Source organism: Chryseobacterium sp. CFS15 (assembly GCF_031118795.1).
GTDB classification, from domain to species: Bacteria; Bacteroidota; Bacteroidia; order Flavobacteriales; family Weeksellaceae; genus Chryseobacterium; species Chryseobacterium indoltheticum.
The window spans coordinates 370,320-394,133 of record NZ_JAVHYL010000002.1 but is presented as its reverse complement, the minus strand read 5'-3'; the positions used below and the strand labels follow the sequence as shown (position 1 = coordinate 394,133).

Genomic DNA, 23,814 nt, shown 5'->3' with positions numbered 1-23,814 from the left:
ATTATTTAAGTATTTTCTGTAATGTCTCGTCTGCGCCAATTTCTATTGGTCTAATATTATGTCTAACCTCTTTAGTTCCATTAAGTTTTACTAGCATAACTTCGTACACCACACTTTGTACAAGCTTAGGATCAACATTTTTAGTTAAAATCTTATGCATACTCTCTAATAGTGCTTTGTCTGTATTTGGATTTAGCTTTACCAATTCAGATGTTATCGCATTATCTACTAATTCTTTCCATGTAGCAGTTACTTTGATGTCAAAAGTAATATAATTTTTACTATCTCTATCTTTATAAATTTTTTCAGTACGATTTAAAGCAAGGGTTAATCTATCTTCAGCCCTTCTCATTGTTTCTTTATTGTAATGCCCAGAAGCTGTTACGAGATTTAATGCAGCTTTATAACCCGAACCTAAAAACTGATCTGCCAATATGTGAGAGGCATTAAATTCTATTTGTTCTGCCGGGTTTTTCTTTAAGTGTTTAATGGCTTCATTAGCTTCAGCCTGATTAGCAGATTCTGTATAACTTCTACTTCCTATTTCTTTTGTGACAAGATTATTTCCTATTGTTTGTTGATGTACTAAATTATTTCCTGCTAATTTAAAACTACCTTCAAATGTTCTTGTCGCATTTTTGCCATTAACTTCAACATCATAAAAATATTTTATAGTAATTTGTTTTTCCCCTGCATGAAATTCTATTTTTTCTGGTTTGTACTTTGTCTTTTTAGACGAAGCTATTAAATCTTCCAGTTTAAATCTAGCCCCAAAATCGTAGATATTCTTGCTTAAACTATCAAATTTATCTTGTGCTTTTTCTATTTTATTTGCTTTATCTGGGTTGGTATCTACAAGTTTATTAGCATTTGTCAATTCTCTTTTTACATTTTGATTTTTTGTTTGTAACTCATCTATGCCGCTCAAAATTTCAGATCCCTTTCCTTCAAATTCATCAGCATCGGTTTTTTTACTTACATAATTTTTAAACTTAGTAAGTTTACTTGTTAATGATCCTTTCTCACTCGCCATATAAATTTCCCCTTTTTCAAAGGTCAAGGTATGTGCTTCGCCATTCATTGTAAATGGTTCTGGAACAATTTCAGAATCCATATTATTTATGTGCTTCCTATCAACTTTTTCCTTTTTCTTATCTTTCTTGCCTCCAATACCTATTTTGCTTAATAGTTTACCGCTTTTTGCTTTCACAAAAGTCCAGAACCTGGTAATCGCTTTCACAATACGCCCTCGTATTTTTTGAATTACACCAATAACTTTATCAGCCAATCCGCCAATACCTAATAATGATGCTAAAAATCCAATTAATACAGGAATAGCTCTGCCCAATGCATTTTCTATCGATTTGGCTACGGCACCTACATTTCCGCTGGCAATTGCTTTTATACTTTCGGTAAAGGCTTTTACCAATTCCATGATTTGTGCTGCTCGCTGGATGAAGAATTTCACGACATCTATAATCGCCATTGCGGCTTTTATAAACGCTCCTACCGGAGTCATTAATCCCATAATCCATTTGATACCCGCTTGTATTACCTGTGATTGGATGATATCCATAATGGCATCCATTACCGTTTCTTTCAGATCGGCAAATTGATCTTTTAAATGTTCCCAAAGCCCGGCAACGCCGTCTTTACGAACGATCTGTACCATTTCAAAACCTGTCTCCAAAACTTTCATTACAGGCTCTCCTACTACTTTAGCACCGATATCTCTGATGCCATTCCAAGTTAAACCAAGCATCTGAGTCGTGATTGAGAAAATTCCTTTTAAAGAGAATATATCTTCCGGCATGGTGATAGAAACATTTTTCATTGCTCCTGTCAGCCATCCGAAGAAGCCTGTTTTCAGGTGTGTCCAGATATTGGCTCCGAAATTGGTAAACCCTTGCGAAACTCCGGCAATAAGATTTGATAAGAAATCAATCGGATGTGCAATAATTGATAAAATCACATCTACTGCGCCCGAAAGTAGATCGGTAAGCGTTTTTTTGATATTTTGTATGGTTTCCCAAACTCCTAATGTTGCGTCTTTTAAAGCACTTAAGAATCCCTGGTTACGTTTTTTAAATTCGTCAACCATATCATCAACTTCTTTCAGCGTATTGTTGTATTTGGTTACCAATGAATCAATTAATGAAGATTCTTTTTCACTTATCGAATTTTCAAGTTGTTTAAATTGTCCCTGAATAGCATCGATATCACCTTTGATGGCTTTTTTAACATCAGCAGGCAGATTTTTGATAAATGTCGTAACCTTTTGACGACCAGAAGTAATTGCAGCTTTAGCTTTATTTAATCGGTCAGTTACCAAATTAGCAATAAGATTAATCGTTCCGTCTAATTTTGCTAAGAATAACTTTCGCCCTTCAGTAAAAAATACATTTACTTCGTCTGGCAATTTTCCGTTCCAGCCATCTTTTATACGTTTACCATATCCACGTACATCGTACCAGCTTCCGTATCGTTTTTCTTTGTAGTCGTCTGTTTTTTTGGTAACATACTTTTCAAAGGTATCTTTAGCAACTTTAGCACCTGCATCAAATAGCTGGGTTACTTTGGTTTCCAGGTCGTTCAGCTGGGCATCGACAGATTTTTTAGTATCCGAATAAATTTGATTCAACTGAGCGACAACATCCTGATGTTTGCCTGTATTTTTCTCACCGGCTTTGTGTTGTTTTTGAGTTACACCATCCAGCATTTCTTTTCTGCTGTGATGCATACCTTCCATCGTGTTGTTGGTTTTGCCTTGTGCATCTTGTTTAGAAGATTCCAACTTTTTGCTTTCAGCTGCTTTAAATTCCCCAGGTGTATTTTCGGCATTCTCCTTCGCCGCTTTTTTGGCATTAAGCGCATTAATAAAAGTAGGCTCGTTTGAGCTCGCCAACTGCTCATCGGTAATATTATTTTTTTCAAACTGCTGCTCAACTGCTTTGTAGCCTTTGGTAACAGGTTCGCTTAATTCAGCGTCACCTCTTCTACCGGGTACGGTTGCTTTTATATTAACTTTCGAGCCTATTTTCGGATCAGGTAATGATGTCGCTATACGTTGCTGAATTTGTGATTCGCTTGGCTCTTGTTTGGCAACTTTTTCAATACTTCCTGTTACATTATTTTTGGATGCAACGACGTCTGCTCCGGCTAATTGATTAACCTTTGCAATATTGTTATGCGCTTCAAAATTCTCGACCTCTTTTTCATTGGTCGGCAATTGCATCTTATCGACTCTACTTTTTAATTTTGTTTTGAAATCGGAAGGTTTGAAAGGATTTGCCTTTTGTTGATCGAGTTTTTCTACCTGTTGACCTCTTGCTTTTGATTTTCGTTCTCCACCCGGCACCTTTGCTGCTGCATTTGCCTGATTTTCAGCTTTCTCTTTAGTAGTATGAGTTCGTTTTGCTTTGGCGGTATTTTTAACTAAACTTACCGTTTGATTGAATTGCGGATCACTATGCGGATCGGTTGGGGTAGTTCTCACTGCGACGTCTTCCTGCTCAGCAGGTAAAACCAACCCTTCACTTGCATCTGGTGTGAAAGTAGAATTTTGTACAGGATCTACCAAAACACCAGAGTCTGAATTTGGTGAAGTTGATGCTTCAGGATTACTGTTGACATTCTGAACCATTGCAGCCTGTTCTTCCACCGTCTTTGGCAGATACGTTTCCGATTTTAGGTCGTTATAATCGCGTGCCTGATCTATACTCAGGGTGGTCATATATCCTTTTTCTATGTTTTTGGTATCCGGATGATTGATATCTCCGGTTTCGGCAAGGCTCTCCTGATGTTTTTGGTACATTATTTCTGAACCCTGATCGTAGATAGTTTGTGAACCATGAACGGCTGCAGTGCTGCCATTGAGGTTTGCTGACCCTGATTTGGTGGCCGAATCCTCAGTTTTTTGTATCTGTGCACCGATTACTTCTGTCTCAGACAGAAGTATGAACGATGGCTCTTTCTGCCTTTGGTTTTTGCCCTGGTTTTGCTGGACTTTATTGTCTTTTTCTACAGGTGTTGCTGCTTTCATTGACTTAGTTTTTTGATTACATATTATTTTAAAATGTATATAAAGCACAACCCTATGTGTTGTGCTTTTTTATACTTACCTGTTGGAGTGAAAAATCAGACCGTGATATGGCCGATTTTTTTTAAAGAATTTGAGTAATTAGAAGTGGTTAATCAACTTTGTGATGAGAAACAGGTAATGCTGAGCCACTTATAGTTTTTCCTTTTCTTGTCTCTTGAGTTCCAAGTTTTCAAGTTCAAAATTCAGTCTTTTTCTCGAGAATTATTTGATTTTTAAGGGATGGATTCTGTAGTTGCAGTGAAGTGTCTTTTTTAAATATCTATTACTGCAATGTTCTAAGCTTTTAGATAAATCATCTGCTGAACGCATGTCTCAATTGATTAATTTTAATGACACACGTGACCCAAAATTATTTTTTCTTTATTTCTTACTTATCTACGGAATCAGATCATCTTTCTTTTCTTCTTCTACATGAGTATGTCTATCTGTTTTAACGCCATATCGGGTTTCAATAAAAAGGCTCACTGAGGTGTCAATCCAATAAGGAAGATTGGTAGTGATCATTTTCAAAAATTTATCATAGCCATAGCCCAGCACAAACAGGACTCCTGTAGAATACCACTTGTCATGCAAATCGGCTCTGTTCATTAAATAACTCATGGTAAAACCAACAATGACAACTATCGCAAGTGTGACAAAATGTTCCCATAATTGTTTTTTCTCTTTGTTTTGTATAGAAACCAGTACCCGCAATAATCCTCCTGAAAATGCAATTGCAGTTCCGATTAACAGAGCTTTTATACCATCTAAATTCATTATATTTTATCTATTATTTATTTAAATTCGATTGTCTAAAAGCTTCTCAGGTGTTTGATCAATCCTGATCAAGTATGTATATATCATCTAAAAATCTTTTGCTTTTTCGAATATTTTCATTTTCATTTACATAAGCCAATTCGTCGATAAGAGCACTGATGTCTTTGTTTGGCTTTTGAAGTTTTTCATTATTTTTCTTATTTTTTTTCTTCTCTTTTTTTTTCATGGTTTCTAAAATTTAATTAAATGAGCTATTGTTTTTTTTATCTTTTAAATTGATATTCCGGTAATCCGGGATCAAATAGTTTCCTGCTTTTCGGGGTTCATGGTTTCGTCTGAAACAATCGAACTAAAAAGCAAAAAACCATTTTCACCTCAGTATTTTGCATACAAATCTGAAATTGTGTAAGATGACAGGACAACCCTCTTTTTTAATATGATTGATGGGTGAGTTATTGAAGTATAATAACTTTGAATCCTTTTCTATCTTTTAGAATATATAAGTCTGAAGTCACTATTGCACCGACTAAGCCTGCAGAAGGATGTTATATATCGTTCTTTCCGACAAAAACAACATCTCCGTCAATTCGGTTACAATTACTTTCATCTGTTTATTTTGATTACGCTTTACATATTCAATAACAAAATCTTTTCTTTTCTCTACTAATTCTTTACTACGTTTCATTTTTTTATGGTTAAAGTTTTTATGGTTAAAAGTTTTTTTTTGAACTAGAAAAGTTTCCGTTTTGCTTAATTTTTTCTGTTTAATTTTAGCCAACAAGAAACCTCTAAAGGCCTATTTTAAAGCCTTTAAACGAATGTCTAATTATATTATTTAATTTTGGTTTTTAAGAAGCCAGTACCGGGTATTTTTCTACAGATACAAATCCCAACTTCTTCTCCTAAATCTCACTTTTGGCGAATACGATATTGGTGTTTACAAAGAATCGATTTTTTATAAACCGTTCAATAACGAATATTCACTTAAAGTAATTGCCAGTAAATGAGTGCAGCATTTTACTTTTAAATTCCTTTAAAAATAAGTGCGCTTTTCACAAATCTGTCTTGCGTTTTGAGATGTATTCACCGTATTACTGATAGCTATAATTAATCGATATTTTATATACTAAACAGTAGCGCTAAACAACATTTTGGTTTTTTGGCAAAACAGAGAGCTAAATAATGTTTAATTTGAATACCTTTCAAAATAAACGCATTTTTTTCATTATTAAGATTATTAAAAACGAACAAATAACTTTTATACCGATCCATAAAACGTAATTTTCGCATCTTTTATAGTAAAAAATTATATTTTCATTCAAATTAGCGCTTGATAAAATAAAAAGATAAAATTCTATTACACGATACAATATTTACGAAAACAACATCTAACTATTTGATTTAAAGTATTAAATTAATTCCAACTAATTATTTAAATATTAAAATAACCTTAAATCATTAATATATTTTTGTATATTTGTACCGTTCGTCCTTAACAACGAAACAAATATACGAACATTGTTCGTTTTTCAAAATAAAAATGTGATTATTTTTCGTATATTTTTATAAATAATTATAAACGTATCAAAATGAACTATTTAGAATTCAAAGAAATCAGAAAGAAACTAAAGATGAAGCAGGCTGATATTGCAAAATCTATAGGTGTTGGCACCAGAGCCGTACAATATTGGGAAAAAGGCGAACGAAAAATACCAGAAACAACTGCTTATTTCGTAACCAACTTACTGGAGGAACAACAAAAGAAGCTTAATATCGGCGCCTCGCCTGTTGTTTTCTCAGATCTTAAGATCATGAATGTTCCGCTTGCGAATCAATATGCACAAGCCGGCTATCTGCATAATTTTGCAGATGAAGAATATATAGAAAGCTTACCTACAATTCCTTTTACTGACGATGTAGAGCACCGAGGCGAATACATGTGTTTTGAAATAAAAGGCGACAGCATGGATAACGGATCGTACGAAAGCTATCTGGAAGGCGACATTATTCTGTGCAGAAATATAAGACAAGATTACTGGATGAGCAAGCTGCATTACGACAAATGGGATTTTGTGATCGTTCACAAAGAGAAAGGAATTCTGGTAAAGCGAATCGTTAACCACGATGTTGAAAGAGGTATTATCACTCTTCATTCTTTAAATGAATATTACGAGGATTTTGATATCCACCTTCAGGATGTCGCAAAACTTTTTAATATTATTAGTACAAGACGAAAAAACAACAGAAGATAATTAAAGAATTGCTTAACTGAATAAAATCCTCAATATTTGAGGATTTTATTAGTTTTCAGACTCATGATTAGCTCTCACAATAAGACGAAATATCGATGATCTTACCAATTTTTGGGTCTACATTATAAATTATACTCCAGTCAGGCGCTTCAAATCTGATCCATCTTATTCCATGCTGATTAAACCCAACAGGATTATCACTTTCAAATTCTCTTAAATTTCCCGGTATAGCAGAGGTTATTCCATCAATCAGGAAAATTAAGCTTCCTGCCCGTGGTTCGGGTGTATCAAGAATGACCTGCTTTTTCCAGACACCTCCTGTCTGACAGATACTTTTTTTATCAAGATCATAGTTAGCAGGTAAGCAATAGGCTTCTAAAACTTTTCGAACGCCCCATTTTCCTGATCTGAATCCAAATACATTCGACCAATCTGAAACTACAGATTTTGAACAGTGTCTTCTGGCTCTGATGTAATAAGCAGTTTCATTGATAATAGTACCATCATTCATCTCAATAAATTCGATCGGTGTATAATCGCTTCCCATGATTACCCGTACCTGAACAATATTAGTAAATTTATCATCGGTCGCGATCTGATATTCTATCGCATAAAGATCTGCTTCATCTACTGGATAATCCATTATTATCTGATCACCTTCTCCCAGATACACGCTCTTTATGACAGGGATTTCACAAGCCGGAGGAGTACATTTTTCTACATTAAAAGTACCTGTATGAGTATCTGACACTCCATTTGCTGATAACTCTAATATATATTCATATTCACCGCTAACCTGAATATTCGGGATACTTATCGTCCCTCCACTTGCGGGTACAGAAGTTATATCGTACTGAGTATAAGAGCCTGTAGAATCTTTTATTTTATATCTAAAAGAAGCAGTAGCACCCGTTGTCGGTATAGAAGAAGTATAATATATTTGAAATGAAATATTACATTTCGTTGTTGCCGTTGCCATTATATTATGTTTTTATTGTTATTATATTATTCATTGATGTATAAGGGATGATTTTATAATCATAAAACCACCCCTTTCTACAGTATTCATTATTTATCCTCAACATATACCCTCACTCCTATTTCGGCATTATCAAATACACCGCTTTCAGCATGAAGAACTGTAAGCCTGAACGCATAATCTCCTTCAGCCAGATTGGTAACTTTCAGATTAGCCTGATTGGCTCCGATAAGCTGTGCTGCAGGACCTTTTATCTTTGTCCAAGAATACATAAGCGTTGCCGGCCCACTGCCCTTTCCTACTAATATAAATTCTCTCGCAGATAAAGGGACATCTGTAGATCCTTCTATTCCGGCATTAATAACAGGAATAATATTTTCACAGCAATTTTCTCGTGAAAAATCAACACTATCGATGGCAACAGTCGGAGCAGCAGGAGCATCATACCAATCTTCTATAATGATATTCTGAGTACAGCCGTTAAGACTTACATTAACTCTTATCGTCGGAATTATTTTTGGATTCAGGTCTCGGAAAATGTAACTAACATTTCCTTCAGCATCCGGATTTAAATTAACCCAATTACCATTATCCCAGAAATCCCAGGTATAAGTGTAATTTACAAAGCCGCTTCCTGAAACTTTAAAGTTTACCTTTGTTTCTCTGGAACCAGCAGGCGGATAGATAATAGTACCAACCACTACATTCATGTAAGATTGCGGGATAACTCTGATACTGCAATTGGTAGGTTTTCCGTTGACCGTAAAACTTATATCTTTATTATACAAAGCCTCACTTACATTTGACGGATTGAAGAAATATTTACCTTCTTTCACCTCTACACCTCCATCTAAACCTGCATCAACAACAGCTTTTACATCGCCGTTCATAGGAAATACCGTAAAAGGTACAGGCGCCGCTTTGGAACAGATAACAGGATCTGGTAACGTTAATTTCACATCAACTTTTGGTGTACAACAGATGTACGGAAGCGAAAAATCTGCAACGACTCTTGACTCTTCGTCAATTTTATCATAAACAATTATAAAGCTGCCTCCGTGCTCGACTCCGCGTTTATGCTCTAATCCCGGATGTTTCTCTACATACTCATTAAAATAAGCTTTAAACATGTCTTTGTTATCGGCTAGTTCTTGTAAAGAGACCCCCATAACATCAAATCCCAGCTGTTTCTTATCTCTGATTTGCTTGATCTGTTCAAAAGCATCCTGATAAAGCATTCCCTGATGACCTTCAATATTATAGAAAGAATTATTATCGATATTAAAATTCAAAGGAGTCTGTATATGCTTATCGGCAGACAGCAGACTACTGTCATATCCTAAATTATCTTTAAAAACCCGATTATTCGTTTTATCAAAATTCCAGGTTTTTAAAAACTCTTCTGTAACCTGATAATAAAAAGGAACTGCTTTATTGCTAAGAGGATTAAGCTCTTTTGACGGCGTAATTTTAATCTGCGCCTCATTTTCAAAACTATCAGAATATCTGAAATTTTGCGCCTGTTGCCTAAAACGATTGATGAGTACTTTTACTTTGTGGGTCTCTTTGTCATGATCTAAAACAGGCGAATTATAAAACTGATGTCTTGAAGAATCCAACTGCTTGTCTGAGATTAATTTTCCGAGCATTACATGTTTAGGAAAAGAAACTAAATCAGGAAAACACTTGGTAAATGATTTTGGCAGCAACTTTATGATTTCAGAATAGGTATCCATCAAATCTTTCACTACATCGTAAGCATACTGAAAGCCTGTTTTTTGAGCAAGACATTCGTTAAGTAAAGCTTTAAATCCCGTATGATCCACTGCTGGAATCCCTATGATTTGAGCAATTGCATTAATTCTGTCGAAGACTATTTTACCAAAATTATTTTTTTCTAAAACATCCTGATACATTTCTTTGAGATCAGAAGAATAAAATGGTTTTTCAGCTCCTCTTTCCAAAATAAGCCTTTCAACAATCACTCTTTCCTGACTTACAGCACCCAAAACCCCATCTATAAACAAAGGATGTTTTTGAATCTTATCGCTTTGAAGAATATTTTCAATTCCTGCAGCTGTAGTAAGCAGTACTTTGAGATTTCGGATCTGCTGCACTCCGTGATTGTCACAATCAACTCCTCTACAAGGTTTAATTTCTTTTTCATCACTTTCCAAATACAGCAAAAGGTATTTGTCTTCCAGATTTGAGAGCCTTTCAACAGACTGAAAATCGGAATTTGATTCTTCGCTTGCTGCCAGCTCCCAAAGATCGATCTGACTGTCTGTTCCGATCGTAAATGCAGGATATTTTATTTTAGAATTATCATACACTTTAAAATGTGTAAAATCCTTACTGTCTATCTTGATCGTTTTAAGATCGCTCATAAACAGTTCTGTACTTACTTCACTTGTTTTATTTAAGGTCAGCAAATCTCCGTCGGTCGTAAGAGCGACACCCTGAGAAAGCTGTACACTATTCAAAAGACCTTCTATATAAATAGGTTTTGGTTTGAGACCACACACAATACCTACTCCCTGCAACAGTACTCTGGACAAACGATCCTGATCTTCAAAAAAATCTAAAAACTCATTGAATTGGGGAGATTTTACATATTGTCCTTTTGTGAATTTGCGGTATTGGGTTGATATATTTTTTAATTGATTATCCATTATGATTCATTTTTTAATGATTTTAAGGTGATTTTCATAAACTTCTCAGGCAGATTACTCTACCCAAGAAGCATGTTTATCTCTACAGAATATATTATTCTACATGGTGAGATATTTTTACATTATTTTGTACCGCCACAACCATTTATAATTGCAGATTGAATAGCACTTGCATTGTAACTTGAGTTCCAAGAACCACCTGTACCATCAGCCAATTCTTTCCAAATAAATTTCCCATCTATTTTTTCATTAACACCACTTCCAAGCACAATAACTTTAATTGATTTTGCTAAGCAAACATTTTTCAACCTGGTCATTTCTGCAACATCAAGACTGTTGGCATTATCATCATTACCTCCAGGAACAGCATCTGTAATTAGTATAATATATTTTGCTACATTATTTCTAAATGCTCCGGCAAAATTATGTTCCACAACTCTGCTTAATGCCATATCTGTTGGTTCCGGGGTTCCATATCCAGATCCAAGACTCAATCCGCCTCCAGGATTATTCAATTTATTAAGCTGATCAGTAAAAGTACCACTGTTATTATCAGACATTACTTCCATTGCGGTTATCCATTGGAACCTTGCTCCCACTCCGGTATTTATAAATTTCTGAGATGCAGGTAAGCTTGTATACGCTGGCGCAGTATGATAAGCAGAAGCAGTTCCCGAACCATATTCGTCTGCCAGTACAAGACCCAATCTATAAGCTTTACTACCAGATTGTGTTGCAATAGTTGATATAATACTATTTGCGCCAGTCTTAGCAGCTCCAATTTGAGATGACATACTGCCTGTATAATCAAATATGAATACTACATCCATACCCGAATCACATGGAGGAGGTGCGATCGTGATTGTTACCGTTGCGATATTACTGTCTAATTCACCATCGTTTATATAATATGTAAATGAATCTGTAGTGTTTGATGAACCATTATGTGTATATCTGATTGTACCATCAGCATTTAGAGTTGCTGTTCCATAAGTTGGTTGTGTTTTAATAAATACAGTTAATGGTGTATTTCCTAAATCATAATCGTTATCCTTAACGGCTATATCAACATATTCTCTAATTTGTGTAGTAGCATGATCATTTATTGCTACCGGAGCAGATTTAACAGCGATAGATACCGTGGCAATATTACTGTCGTCTCTACCATCATTCACACAATAAGTAAATGAATCTGAAAGATTAGATGAACCGTCATGGGTATAAGTGAACGTATTGTCACTGTTTAAGACAACGGTTCCGTGAGCTGGATCTGTTTTTTTAATAACAGTTAAGATGTCATTGTCTGCATCATAATCATTACTCAAAACAGGAATAACTACTGTTTTACCAAGCATACAAGACGCTTTATCGTCCAGAGCAATCGGCGGAACATTTGGTTTTTCTTTTGAGCAACACAAGTATGGCAATGAGAAATCTGCAAGAACCTGATTGTTTGCATTCGATCCGCAGATCAATACAAAGGTTCCGCCCCTTTTAACCCCTGCCAAGTGCTCTAACCCTGATTTCCTTTCTAAAAACTCGCTCAGAAGTTCGCTTGCAATTTCTTTTTTTCTAGGATCTTCTTTTACAATCGTTACCTCTTCTTTTGACGGATCTGCAGCTCTTGCAAAGTCTACCTTATTTAATAACTTTAATTGACTATCTAGTTTTGATAAGTTTAATAAAGCTGTTTTCGCATCGCCTTTTTCTTTGCTGATATCGCTAGAAATTGACACCAATTGTTTTCTAAGCTCATCAATCGATACTGTTTTTGCCTCAGTGGTAAGCACCGCATCACCTTTCCCGTCTTTTCGCAAAAGAAGTACAATGACATCAAAAGCCAATCCGTATTGTTTTTTGAGATCGTTGATGTTTTGATATGCCGTATCAAAAGGCATCCCGAGATGACCTTCAATTCTATAGAAGTCGTTGTTATCAATATTGTAATTCAACGGATTCTGCACAAAGTCTTCTCCTGCCAAATTGGTCGTGTGATAACTTAAATTGTAGGTTTCTCTGTCGGTTTTTGTTTTTTCAAAATTCCATTGCGTTAATAATGGTTTATCTACATTATAGTAATATGGAATTGCTTTGTCGCCCAATCTTACATTAAGATTAGAAGGAGTAATTTTAACAGGTCCGATATATGATTGAAATCCGTTGATCTTTTGTACAAAACGATTGGCAAGCATTACGATTCTCTCGTAATTTTCGTCGTCATTTGTAGTTACCGGCGAATTGTAAAAATGGTGACGGTAAAGAGTACGTTCTCCCAATTCTAATTTAGCTCCCACAGAACCTAGCATAAGGTGTTTTGGGAATGAAGTTACACTTGGGCAGCAGTCAACATTCAGATGCAAGATCAATCCTTTTATTTCATTATAGGTATCAATTAAATCTTTTAGTAAGTCATATCGATATTGATAATCTACTCTTGATCCTCTCGGATACAGTAAAGCATTCAACTTATCAATAAGCACCTGCCCGCCAAAATTAAGATTCACCTTAAATACATCGGCAATCGCATCAAATCCACTGCTTAGTTGGGCAGCAACATTATTGGCTTTTTGAAATCTGCTTACTAATTCAAGTTCTGTTACAACAGTGGGATCAAGAATAACTCTTGGCGCCTCTATTTTTGGTAAAACCTCGTACAGTTTCTCATACGCATCGTGAGCCTTGTAAACCGTATCTTTTGCATCGCTTTTATCAATAAGATTTAAAACAGATTCTGAATCTGCCAAAAGTACTTTAAGATTAGAAACCTGCTCTGCACCAGCATTGTCACAATCTGCATCCTGACATGGTGATTCTTCATTAGAATAACTTTCCAGATACAGAATGATTACTTTTTTGTATATATTTTTGCTGCCAATGTCACTTAATGGTTTAAAACCTTCACTATTAGTACCCAAAGCTTTATACTCATCTTCTGTAACCAATTCTAAAAGAGGCACCTGCTTACCATCAATACGAAAATGCTCGTATCCTGTTTCGTCTTTATAGTCTCTGTAATATTTGTAATTTCTAGCCCCAAAGTCTATGGTAGCTTCTGATGATGTACTTCCTTTCTTGCGCAGCGTTACCAAGTCTCCGTCTGTGGTAACACCGCTGCCCTGTGTAATCTCAATGGTATGAAGCAAAGAAGTATCTTCTGCTCTTGCCAAAATTTCGGGCTGGAGTGTTACATCTATATAAGTTGATTTAAAACCACACACTACACCCACGCCACTAAGACGGGTTCTCGAAAGCCTATCCTGATCTTCGAAATAGTCTATAAATTCGTTTAACTGACCTTCCGTTAAGACTTGATTTGCGTTAAACTTTCTATATTGGGTTGTTATATTATTTAATTTAGCATTCATTGTTTAGATTTTTATATGTTTGATTGTCCTAATATTATTTTTCCGTCTGAGTTTTCATCATCCTCCGCTGCACAATCCAGAAGTTTTCCTGGTCTGTAAATATTGTTTAAGAAAGTAAGTGCGTCAACTAAATCACGGATACTGTTTCCTAAAATTGCAGTATTGTTTTTTGCTTTATCTGAAAGATATTTTTTTAGGGCAACTTCAAATCTTTCTAAGTCTTCCTGTGCGGTTTCTGTTTCGCTCATCCTGTCACCAACCCAGCAGATTTTTGCTAAAACATGAGCCGGAATTTCCTGCCTGATAACCGTCTCGGCATATCGTCTGAAATCAGGATCCTGGAAACGATATGCAAAACCGGGAAAAACAACGCTTATACGGTAAGAATAAGGATCGTAAACATCTATTTCGCAATCATCTTCACAAGAAGTCATGAAGGTTTCCGAGACTTTTACAGGATCTTTTTGTATAGGAGCCTCTTCCTCAAGATCATAGGCTATTCTAAAAGTTTCACCAATCGACATACAGCCGATACCGCCCATGAGTTTGTAATCTTTTGTAGTTGGCTTTAGTAATAAGTGCTCAACAAGGAAAATACCCTCTTCTGTAAACTCATATTTTAAATATTTTACCAATTTCACAATTCCTGTTTTCAATTCTTCGAGTGTAGAATAAGGATTTGTTTTTTTGTGGGCAGCAATTACATTTTGTTCAACGGAATCATCTACAATCTCCAGATAGAAGTTATCATTCAATGAAACACGGATTTTTATATTTCCGATCAAGCAGAAATTCTTTTCACATTTTTTTAATTCATCAATGGTTTTCTCAGGATTTTTCTCGTCTAATTTTTCTAAGGCATTGTTGAGATCTTCGAGGTCTATCTGAATGGTCTGATAAATCGCTTCATTCAGATTTTTGGTTGCAGCATATTCGATTTTGTAGGGCTTTACAGACGATAAAATAATATTGTTTTCGGCGTCTTTTATCTTCCAAGTATAGCTGTATTTACCATCATCATTCTTTGTTTTAATGATTGTAACAGGTGATTGAGATAAACTCCGCTGGGTATAATCTTTTAACCCCAACAGACGCGCTATTCTTTTCTGAACACCGGAAATATTATTGGTATTCCAAATATCTGAATCTGAAAACAATGTATAATTGTATCCAGTTCCCCGGTCTTTACTTAATGATGTATACTCTTTTAGGAAATTCTCTTTGTTGTTTAAAACAATTTCGTCCGCAGAATTTCCATACAATGATTTCATCAAGAACGTATAATCGCTGAATGTTTCAGCAAAACGGGAAATCAAATGATCTAAAACTTCATTTCGGCGTTCCACACTGTTATCCAGCTCTTCGTATAACGAATCTGTAAGTTGATCATCGTTTTCAATGTCATAATCAGAAACCAATTCATCAAAACCTTTGATATTTTTAAGTGCCTGCGTAAAATAGGTTCTCGTGACACCTCCATTTACGCTCAATACTTCTTTTACTTTTTCAAGATGTTTGAAATAACTGGCAAGAATCTGATCAAAAAACAACAAATAACCTTTTAATTGTTTTGCAAGAGCTTCTCTTTCGGGATTATGATTTCCTATAATTCCTGACATTCCCACTCCATACGTATCGGGGAATTCATTCAGAATAGTAGCATAGTTTGCAATATCGTATGAAGTTCCCTGTGGTACAGCCAGTTCTTTATTTTGTCTCGCATCATCTCTCAATACTTCTTCTTCTCTTTTAAGAGTTTCTAAGTAATCCTGAACTTTTTGCTCATTGATATTTAGCGGAAGCGCACCTTTACTGTAGCTGAAAGAACTCAATTCGCAAAGCTCCGGTTTTCTGCCTTTTTCAATACAGATCAGCCAGTCGTTATTCTGTTTTACTACACTGTCGCAACCGGCAATAGAAATTTCATGAATTTCTTTAATTCCATCAATTTTCATGATTTCACTGATGATATCCGAAAGACGAACTTCTTTTCTCAGTTGGCTGTTTTTCAGTTCTTCAGTATCAATAAAGCCATTATCCAAAAGCGGACCTTCAAAAATCTGATCTGTCGACAAACCTTTGTCCAGCATTTGCTGCAGTGAATAAAAATGAACTTCCGGAGATAAGTAATTGTTGATCGCTCTGATTACTTTAGCATGCACCAATTCTTCATCAGCTTTATTGACAAGTCCGATACGGGCACACACGGCAACTTTTTGGGTTTCAACCTGTTTAATTTCAGCTAAATCTTCACAAAGACTTCTGTTGGCGTGATAACGTTCCAGAATCATCGCTTTAACGCTGGAATCTCCGCATCCGATATCACTGGTATCAATATCTTCAGCATAATCTACATAAAGATCATACAGCCCTTTTACGTTGAAATCTTTTGTCTTTTCCCCGATCGGTACAAAGTCTAGATTTCCATTTTCGCAATCAACATACAGCTTTTCAGTTTTAGGAACCAGCCAGCAATTGCGGATTGGTCTTTTGGGTCCTGAAATCATGTTGATATCGATAAATAATTTCCTGTAGTCAAGCTCAGTTAAAGGTCTTGAAGGCAGAATCTCTGTAGCTTTTAAAAACTGTGTATGAATATTTTTCTCTTCGTCTTCAGATGCTAAGATATCTTCCATATTAAGATTCATTCTCATCCCAAGATCTGTGATGGCGTAACTTAAAACTTCCAGCGTGGTAATCCCGGGATCATGAGAATTGTAATCGGTCCAGAGTTTCCCTCCTAATTTTTCGATGTATTCAATACCTGTTTTTCTTAGAAAATGAAAATCATTCTGGTCTTCGGTTTCTATATTTTTGGGTATACTTATGTGCTTATTTTCTGACATGATTATGTTTTCTTCTATTTATTATTAAATACATACTTGATTGGTAATACTCACGTTGTGTTGTTTGGCAGAGACCAAAATTGATTTTGGATCTACCTCGATCAGAGCTTGTTTTTGTATCACATTATTCACCAATATTTTCACCTCATCGATGTAATCTACATAATGCAGCTGCTCGAGGTAGGTAACAAGCTGATTAACATTCAGCACCACATTAAAATCAATATCTTTTGCATCTGTAAAAGCCCAGGGCGATATGTATTTTTTGATATCTTCGTCTAGTTGCTTGAGGTAAAATGTTTCGTCATACTGCTCAAAGAATTTCACCTTTGTTTCTACTTTTGCTTCTTTATAATTTGGGTTAATCACCTGAGCGGTAACATGCATCGTATTTAATTCATTTACATAATTTTGAATTCTATTTAAACTTGCTCTGCTTACTCTAGGCTGATAAATGTCGAAAGCATTTTTATTTTTAATATTAGGAACCACCATCAAGGTTACATATCCCGGAGCCATGTAAGATTTTTCGGAAGTATGATTTAAACATTTCACTTTAAAAACCTCCGGAAATTCCTGTAACACCAAATGCTCATAATCCCATTGTGTAATCGCTCTGTGTTTGTGTCTCAATCGTTCACTTACACGTCTGTAAAACTCTGTATCTGTTTCTTTGTATTTACCGTCAAATGAATTGTAAGGCTGGCTCACCGATTTTACCTGAGGAACTCTTGTGATGAGTTTAGAAATGGTGTTTGCAGCCAATCCGTTGTTTAAATGAGAAAGATCATTATCCTGATTCTGGAAGGTTGCCAAAACAGCCTGTGTGTATATTCCCTGAATCTTACATACCGCATCATAACTTCTTTTTGATTTCGCTCTTATCCAGACCAATCCGTCAGTAAATCTTGTATGATTGGTGTCGATATCTTTAGAAATTTTAAACTTCACAATACCGGATTCCAAAAATTTTCTGGTTTCATTTTGTAGTATATTACCCGACAGATCGATCCATGTATTGCCTGAAAGGATGCTCCATTCTATGAATTCTTTTTCGTCGAAAGTATCAACAAGTGCGTTTTCACTTCCTTCCAGCATTTGAATTAATAGAGAAACTGTAGTTTGTGGTGTAGCTTCCAGACCGATGTATAATTCGCCTCCATTTTCGTGTACGGGAACAATATTCGGTGTTTTTACTTCTTTTTCGTATTGCCCAAATGCATCTTCATGATACAATTGTACATCTTCACTTTTTGAAAAGTCTCCTTCAGAATCTTTTCTTAAATAAGAGTAAGCACTTTCTTTTGCGCTGTAATTGAGTTCGATATCTTCGGCAAACGGAATATAAGGTTCATTCGGGATCAGTTTTCCCAGTCCAGAATCACTTGATAATGCCAACGTATACAATTTGGGATATACATCCTGTAATGATGATTGGTTGAACGTCAATCTGATCGACTCACCTGTCCCTGATTTATCACTTACATTCCTGATAGAAAATTGAGTTTGATACCCGTTTTCTACTTTTTTAAATACATCAATATTATTAGCTTCCGGATACCAAATTTCTTTGTCTAACAGCGCTGTATCTGCTTTAAAATAAGCATCAGAACCTACCACCGGAGTTTTTAATGCCTGATAATCTGTTAAGCTAACAGTTTGATTAGGTTTAATAACATATCCGTTGTATAAATCTTTTATAGATTCCGGAGTGTTCTTCCAGTTGATGATAACGTCTGCGTTTTGCCATTTTTTGGAAAACATTTCAGGACATTTAATATAAAAATTGGATCCTTTAATCGGCTGTGCAGTAAATGGATAATAAGGTTTCTCTGAGTTTAAAACGCCATTATCGTTTTCTATCTGAATAGATTTTACTCCTTTTACATCAACCGATATTTCTATGTTTTTTATTAGTTTTTCTGAAAGAGCTTCGTAAATATCGTAGTAATTTTCCCCTTCAATCATAAACCTTACAACCGGAAAGTTCGTTTGAAACGTTTCTAAAAGTACTTTCTTATTGTATTGTACAACTGCAGGGAAATCTTTTGGTAATGTAAAAGAAAGTTCTAATTGATCTTCTTCATTTTTAAGACATTTTAAAAAAATTCCCGATAGCCATTCTTTTTCACCACTACAAAGCACTTTGATATTATTTTGAATATCTCCTGTAGGAATCTTTTGTAATTTCTGACTAGAATTTTTATTAAAATCAATTTTTAAAGTGACCGTTCTTTCACCTTCTTTCAGATCAAATAATGATGAAGCCACCGAGAAACCCAGTTTAGCTTTTGGAAGCTCTTTATAAATAGATTTTTTTTCAGGAACTGTTTCGTCAGAATTATATCCAAAAGGCCACCAATAATTGCTGTCTTCCGGTAATTTATCACCCAGACCATCTGCTGTATTTGCTTTCGGAGCCATTTTCAGCTCTCTTTTTTTGACATCGTTTAAAAAACTTTTTATCTCGACTACTTTTGCCTGATTGGCAATAAGGTCATCATCTGTTTTGTAAACTAGTTTTTTTCCCGTAGCATCTTTATCGCCATCCAGCAATGTGCCGCCGGGAATTTTTTCCTGAATTGCTTTTTTTGCCAATTCAAAAATCACATACGCTTTGTCTGATTGGGCATCGTTTTTTTCAATTTGAAGTATTTCGTTATAATAGAAATCCAAATGCCTTTTCGTCAAATTATTGAAGGCTTTTTTTGAGAAATCTAATAATTTTAAAAAGCAAACAAATAATGTTAAATGAGGTGTCAAGTTGCTGTCTTGTTCAAACTGGGACATCAGATCTGCAACCTGTTTTTTCATACTTTTATACTCAACACTTTCTCTGCGTGGGATAGCATTGGCATCATCACCCAGGAAGAAGTTTCCCCAATTCCCTTTTGGTTTTGTATTATCATCTTTATCAAAATAGTTTACACGATTAGCAAAATTATTTGCGAATAACAGCCAATCAAACAGATCGAAATCGTGTAATTCAAGATTGCCCGGATCTAATTCTGCTAAAAAGCGCTGCATTTGTGATTTTCCTTCACGATAATGTGAAAATGTATCTGTTTTTTTCATTTGTTTATATTTATCTTTCTATGGTCAGATGCAATACTTATTGTAATGTTGGTAGTATTCAAAGTGGCTACAGACATCCCGTAATTCATTATATTTCAGTAGCTTCACCTTTATAAAAAGGAAAAACCATATTGCTTCTTGTATTCGTATTTCTTACTTCGTAGTCAATGTGTATCAAAACTTCTCCTTCAAGCTCGTCCTGAGTATCAATTTCAATACTTAAAATGTTTATTCTAGGCTCATGGTATAAAATAGCACGCTCAACGATTCCTTTCATTTGAGTGATCAGCGTTAAGTCTAGAGGTTTGAAGAGCATTTCCTGCAAATCGCATCCGTAATCCGGGAACATTACCCGTTCGCCTGGTCTCGTTGACAATAAAATAATAAGACTGTTATTGATGTCTTCTACATCGGTGGTCATTGCCAGTTTTCCTTCAGTCTCATTAAACTCAGGCGGAAAACTCCAGCCTATTCCCAAAAAATCTGTATTTATTTTCATACGTTATTTGTATTATATTTAGTTATAGCATCTTGCATCTGTAACATAGAGTTTTAGTTTTTCTAACTGTTTTGTTATGGATGTTTTACATTTTATTTTAGTTGAATGTTATTTAAATGCGGTTTATCATCGTGTAAAACTTGTCTTTAAACATCATCCACCAATTAAAACAGTAGCTTCACCAGCACTTATTACACCTCCATGAGCTGTAGAATCTCCCATTCTTGCTGCTGGTTTTCCGCCTATCATAACACTTGAAGATCCTGATGCGATAGTATCTGGAGGGCCTGTACATACTGCTTTGTCTCCTACTCTCGCTGCCGGTTTTCCTCCGATCAACACAGTCGGTTCCCCTGCCGGAATGATGGGACCTCCAACGTGTGGAGTTGTTCCCGTTACCATGGGACAGGTATGCATGTCTGTAATTCTTGCTGCCGGTTTCATGATTAATTAATTTTTACTTGAGATCCTTTTACGACTGTTACTGCTCCCGATTTAAGCTCAGAACCAGAGCTTCCTTCTGCTTTCAGCTGAGCACTGGCTTTAATGTTGATATTGGTGCCTTCCATAGTAATGTCGCCTTTTGCCTTGATTTTGATGTCTTTTCCGCTTTCGATACTGATTCCGTCTTTATTAAGCGTAAGAATATTAGAATGCTCATCTTCAATTTTAATAACATCGGCATCTTCATCCAAAATCACTTTTTTGCCTTTTGGGGTTTCCAGCGTGTATGAAATTTTATCGTCATTAAAGATCATTTTCATTTCGCTTCGGGTTACAAATCCTTTTTCGTGATTATCATCAGAAGCTACAATGGGAGCCGGTTTTGCACTGCTGTTTAACATTCCAAGCACCACTGCATCATTCGGGTCGTCATTGATGAATCCGATGATGACCTCATCTCCGATTTCCGGTCTGAAAAACGAACCTCTGTTTTCTCCTGCATCCAGCGTAGCCACTCTCGCCCAAATTCCTTCTTCTTCGTTATTGATGATTGGAATTTGTACTAAAATTCTGTCTTCGCCATCCGGATCTGATTCTAATTGTGAAACAACGCCAATGTGCAATCCACTTATTGAAGGAATAATCCCTGAACCAGGCATTTCGCTCACATCATAAGTTTCTGAAAACCATGTTGGAGAAAGCCCAAACTGAGCATCAACCAGCCAATTTCCATCGGCAATTTCGTGACGGACACCTGTAACGTATATTTTTCCGTTGAATCTGTTTCCTACTCCCTGAAGTGTTAATGAAACTCCCGGTATTACCTCTGGAATTCCCTGAAATTGCACCCTTCCTCTCGTTCTTGCCAGCTGTTGGAAAGTTGCTTTTGCATCACTCCAATCTTGTAGTTCGTTTTGGGTAAGATTTCCGCCGTGTTTCAGTTGCAGATCTTCAATTCCGAAAACTTTTGCCAAATCTCCTGACGTAAGATTTCCATTGAGATTAATTGCCGGATCCTGAGCTTCAACTTCTGTTAATTCCTGATCGGTATAACTCCATGTTTTGGCTGTGATTTTATTGAACTGATCTCTTGCGTCAATCTCTCCGTCAAATTCATGTACAGATGATCCGTAGACTACTGTTTCTACTTCTTTTCCACTAAAATCTGGCTTAGCAACTTTTATGGTTCCGTTTTCAACAAAACAAAGTTTACCGTTGGCTTGTGCTCTGGTTAGCATAAAATCCCAATCTGAAGATTGGTACTGCACCAGTTCTTTATGTGAATTTGAAGTCGCTTCTACATCGGCAGTTGCACCGCTGTTACCAATCAATTCTTCAATGATATCGCTGTCTTTACTGTCGTAGAAATACTTACTTTTTCTTCCTAAAGTCATTTTTACTGCCTTATCTCTGCATTCGATAATGAGATAAGAAGAGCCGTTTCTAACTTTTATGTTATGCTTTACAACAACTCCTTTAAAAATGGTTTCCTCTTCAGAATGGTATCCGGCAGTAATTTCAATTTCTTTTCCCGGAATTAAAAGGTCTTCATTACTTAATTTGAAATCTTGTTCTGGTACACTTCCATCTAAAATCACAATGCGGGCATAAGGAATTCTGTTGACTTCTTTTTCTACCACTATGCTTTTTACACCATATTTACCTGGCAATTCGGTACCTCCGGACATCACTTTAAAAGTAATCAGGTCTGGATTTTTTGCTGTTTTTATGTATCCGCTATTGTTCATGTTATGATATTTTATCTAGGGGTGGAAAGTATACTTCACTTCCTGGTTTTAACTGTCTGAAGTTGACCAATCCATTTACTTTAGCTACTTCCAAATAGTATTTAGAATCTCCATAGATTCTTTCGGTCATTAATGGTAGTGTGTCTCCATCTTGTACTATTCTCTTGTGTGTAAGATCCGGAGAAGATGCTTTTACCTCTTTTGCTGCAAGTTCTTGACTAATTGATTCACTAAATTTCGCTTTCCCAATGGCTCGTAATGGCCGCCCTTCATTGTCAAACAATTTATACTCGACAGTAAATTCTGCTAATACTCCTTTAAATTCAAAATCCCCCCAGTTAAGAATAACATTATAAGGTTTATGAATAAGACCATCAACCTGCCCTGTAGCTATATAAAAAGCTTCGACTTGCTTTTTTACTGATGTTTTTTCAAAAAATTTCCCTTTTATTTTATTGATAAGTTTATTGCCAGAAAAAGCTTCTGTTACACCTGTACCATCAAATAGAAATTCTAACTGTAAATCTGTTGAAGGTGACGCGACATATTTTTTAGTCTCTTTAGGCGCTCCTAATGGTTGACCAGGTTCAAGTTCTGTTTTATATGTAACGGAATAACCAGTAGGATTTATAAAAGCTGTAAAAGCTCCACTATCAACTCTTTTTTTATAATCAGAGTCTTCATATGTTCCTATTGTAAGTTTTTGAATTGCTCCTCTCATTATCTTTCTTTTTTACGTTTTTCAATATTTACTACTTGCTCTACGCTTTCGCTGATTGCCCGCATAATTTGTGCTTCATCTACCGATGCGGTAGTTGTCGTTGCTTCTGCTTTTTCGTCCACATTTATTTTAATGTGAAGCTCTTTTATTTCTATTGGCATTTCGTTTGTTTTTAATCAATTATTAATATTCAAAACACTAATAACCAATGATTTAACATGTATATTTTTAAAAATCTAAGCACACAAAGAGTGCATTCAGTCTTGTTATAGACCAATCTTTTTTATCTGAAAAATTTTGCTGAATGTTATCTGAAAACTAACACACTTCCAGGTGCTTAGATTAGATTTAGAAA

The 23,814-nt window shown here is 35.6% G+C and carries 15 protein-coding genes; 1 reads left to right on the top strand and 14 read right to left on the bottom strand.

Features of this window, described 5'->3' with window-relative positions; all coding sequences use genetic code 11:
- Nucleotide 1: 1 nt before the first annotated feature.
- From OH814_RS04465 to OH814_RS04450, 4 genes are all read right to left on the bottom strand, one after another.
- A complete protein-coding gene (locus OH814_RS04465; RefSeq protein WP_308827268.1) occupies nt 2-4,042 on the bottom strand; it encodes a DNA/RNA non-specific endonuclease in 4,041 nt (1,346 codons plus the stop codon).
- A 435-nt stretch (nt 4,043-4,477) separates the two neighbouring features.
- Complete coding sequence (locus OH814_RS04460) at nt 4,478-4,858, bottom strand: hypothetical protein (RefSeq protein ID WP_123887329.1); 381 nt, start codon at nt 4,856-4,858, stop codon at nt 4,478-4,480.
- A gap of 58 nt (nt 4,859-4,916) precedes the next feature.
- A complete protein-coding gene (locus OH814_RS04455) occupies nt 4,917-5,084 on the bottom strand; it encodes a hypothetical protein (RefSeq protein WP_164463166.1) in 168 nt (55 codons plus the stop codon).
- 300 nt (nt 5,085-5,384) lie between these two features.
- Nucleotides 5,385-5,543 carry a hypothetical protein gene (locus OH814_RS04450; RefSeq protein ID WP_159436372.1) on the bottom strand — a complete coding sequence of 53 codons (159 nt, stop codon included), beginning with the start codon at nt 5,541-5,543 and terminating at the stop codon, nt 5,385-5,387.
- A 904-nt stretch (nt 5,544-6,447) separates the two neighbouring features.
- On the opposite strand from OH814_RS04450, the gene OH814_RS04445 reads away from it, so the two are divergent.
- On the top strand, nt 6,448-7,110 hold the full coding sequence (locus OH814_RS04445; RefSeq protein ID WP_076560855.1) for a S24 family peptidase: 663 nt from the start codon (nt 6,448-6,450) through the stop codon (nt 7,108-7,110).
- Nucleotides 7,111-7,177: 67 nt separating this feature from the next.
- Here the strand turns inward: OH814_RS04445 and OH814_RS04440 are convergent, their stop codons facing one another.
- The 10 genes from OH814_RS04440 to OH814_RS04395 form a co-directional block, all read right to left on the bottom strand.
- Nucleotides 7,178-8,089 carry a hypothetical protein gene (locus OH814_RS04440; RefSeq protein ID WP_308827267.1) on the bottom strand — a complete coding sequence of 304 codons (912 nt, stop codon included), beginning with the start codon at nt 8,087-8,089 and terminating at the stop codon, nt 7,178-7,180.
- An 89-nt stretch (nt 8,090-8,178) separates the two neighbouring features.
- Nucleotides 8,179-10,761: a hypothetical protein gene (locus OH814_RS04435; protein ID WP_308827266.1), complete on the bottom strand. Its 2,583-nt coding sequence runs from the start codon at nt 10,759-10,761 to the stop codon at nt 8,179-8,181.
- A 122-nt stretch (nt 10,762-10,883) separates the two neighbouring features.
- A complete protein-coding gene (locus OH814_RS04430) occupies nt 10,884-14,126 on the bottom strand; it encodes an Ig-like domain-containing protein (RefSeq protein WP_308827265.1) in 3,243 nt (1,080 codons plus the stop codon).
- A gap of 11 nt (nt 14,127-14,137) precedes the next feature.
- The gene (locus OH814_RS04425) at nt 14,138-16,972 is read right to left on the bottom strand and encodes a hypothetical protein (RefSeq protein WP_308827264.1); all 2,835 of its coding nucleotides are present in this window, start codon (nt 16,970-16,972) and stop codon (nt 14,138-14,140) included.
- A 24-nt stretch (nt 16,973-16,996) separates the two neighbouring features.
- Nucleotides 16,997-20,047: a baseplate J/gp47 family protein gene (locus OH814_RS04420; RefSeq protein ID WP_308827263.1), complete on the bottom strand. Its 3,051-nt coding sequence runs from the start codon at nt 20,045-20,047 to the stop codon at nt 16,997-16,999.
- A gap of 88 nt (nt 20,048-20,135) precedes the next feature.
- Complete coding sequence (locus OH814_RS04415; protein ID WP_123887319.1) at nt 20,136-20,546, bottom strand: GPW/gp25 family protein; 411 nt, start codon at nt 20,544-20,546, stop codon at nt 20,136-20,138.
- 153 nt (nt 20,547-20,699) lie between these two features.
- Nucleotides 20,700-20,990 (bottom strand): PAAR domain-containing protein, encoded by a 291-nt coding sequence (locus OH814_RS04410; RefSeq protein ID WP_201133783.1) that lies wholly within the window; start codon nt 20,988-20,990, stop codon nt 20,700-20,702.
- A 2-nt stretch (nt 20,991-20,992) separates the two neighbouring features.
- Nucleotides 20,993-22,738, bottom strand: a complete 1,746-nt coding sequence (gene vgrG / locus OH814_RS04405; RefSeq protein WP_308827262.1) for a type VI secretion system tip protein VgrG — start codon at nt 22,736-22,738, stop codon at nt 20,993-20,995.
- Between the two features lies 1 nt (nt 22,739).
- Entirely contained in the window at nt 22,740-23,459 is a 720-nt protein-coding gene (locus OH814_RS04400) for a LysM peptidoglycan-binding domain-containing protein (protein ID WP_279197310.1), read from the bottom strand.
- Nucleotides 23,459-23,620 (bottom strand): DUF5908 family protein, encoded by a 162-nt coding sequence (locus tag OH814_RS04395; RefSeq protein ID WP_164462484.1) that lies wholly within the window; start codon nt 23,618-23,620, stop codon nt 23,459-23,461. The genes OH814_RS04400 and OH814_RS04395 overlap by 1 nt, the downstream gene beginning before the upstream one ends.
- Nucleotides 23,621-23,814 lie beyond the last annotated feature (194 nt).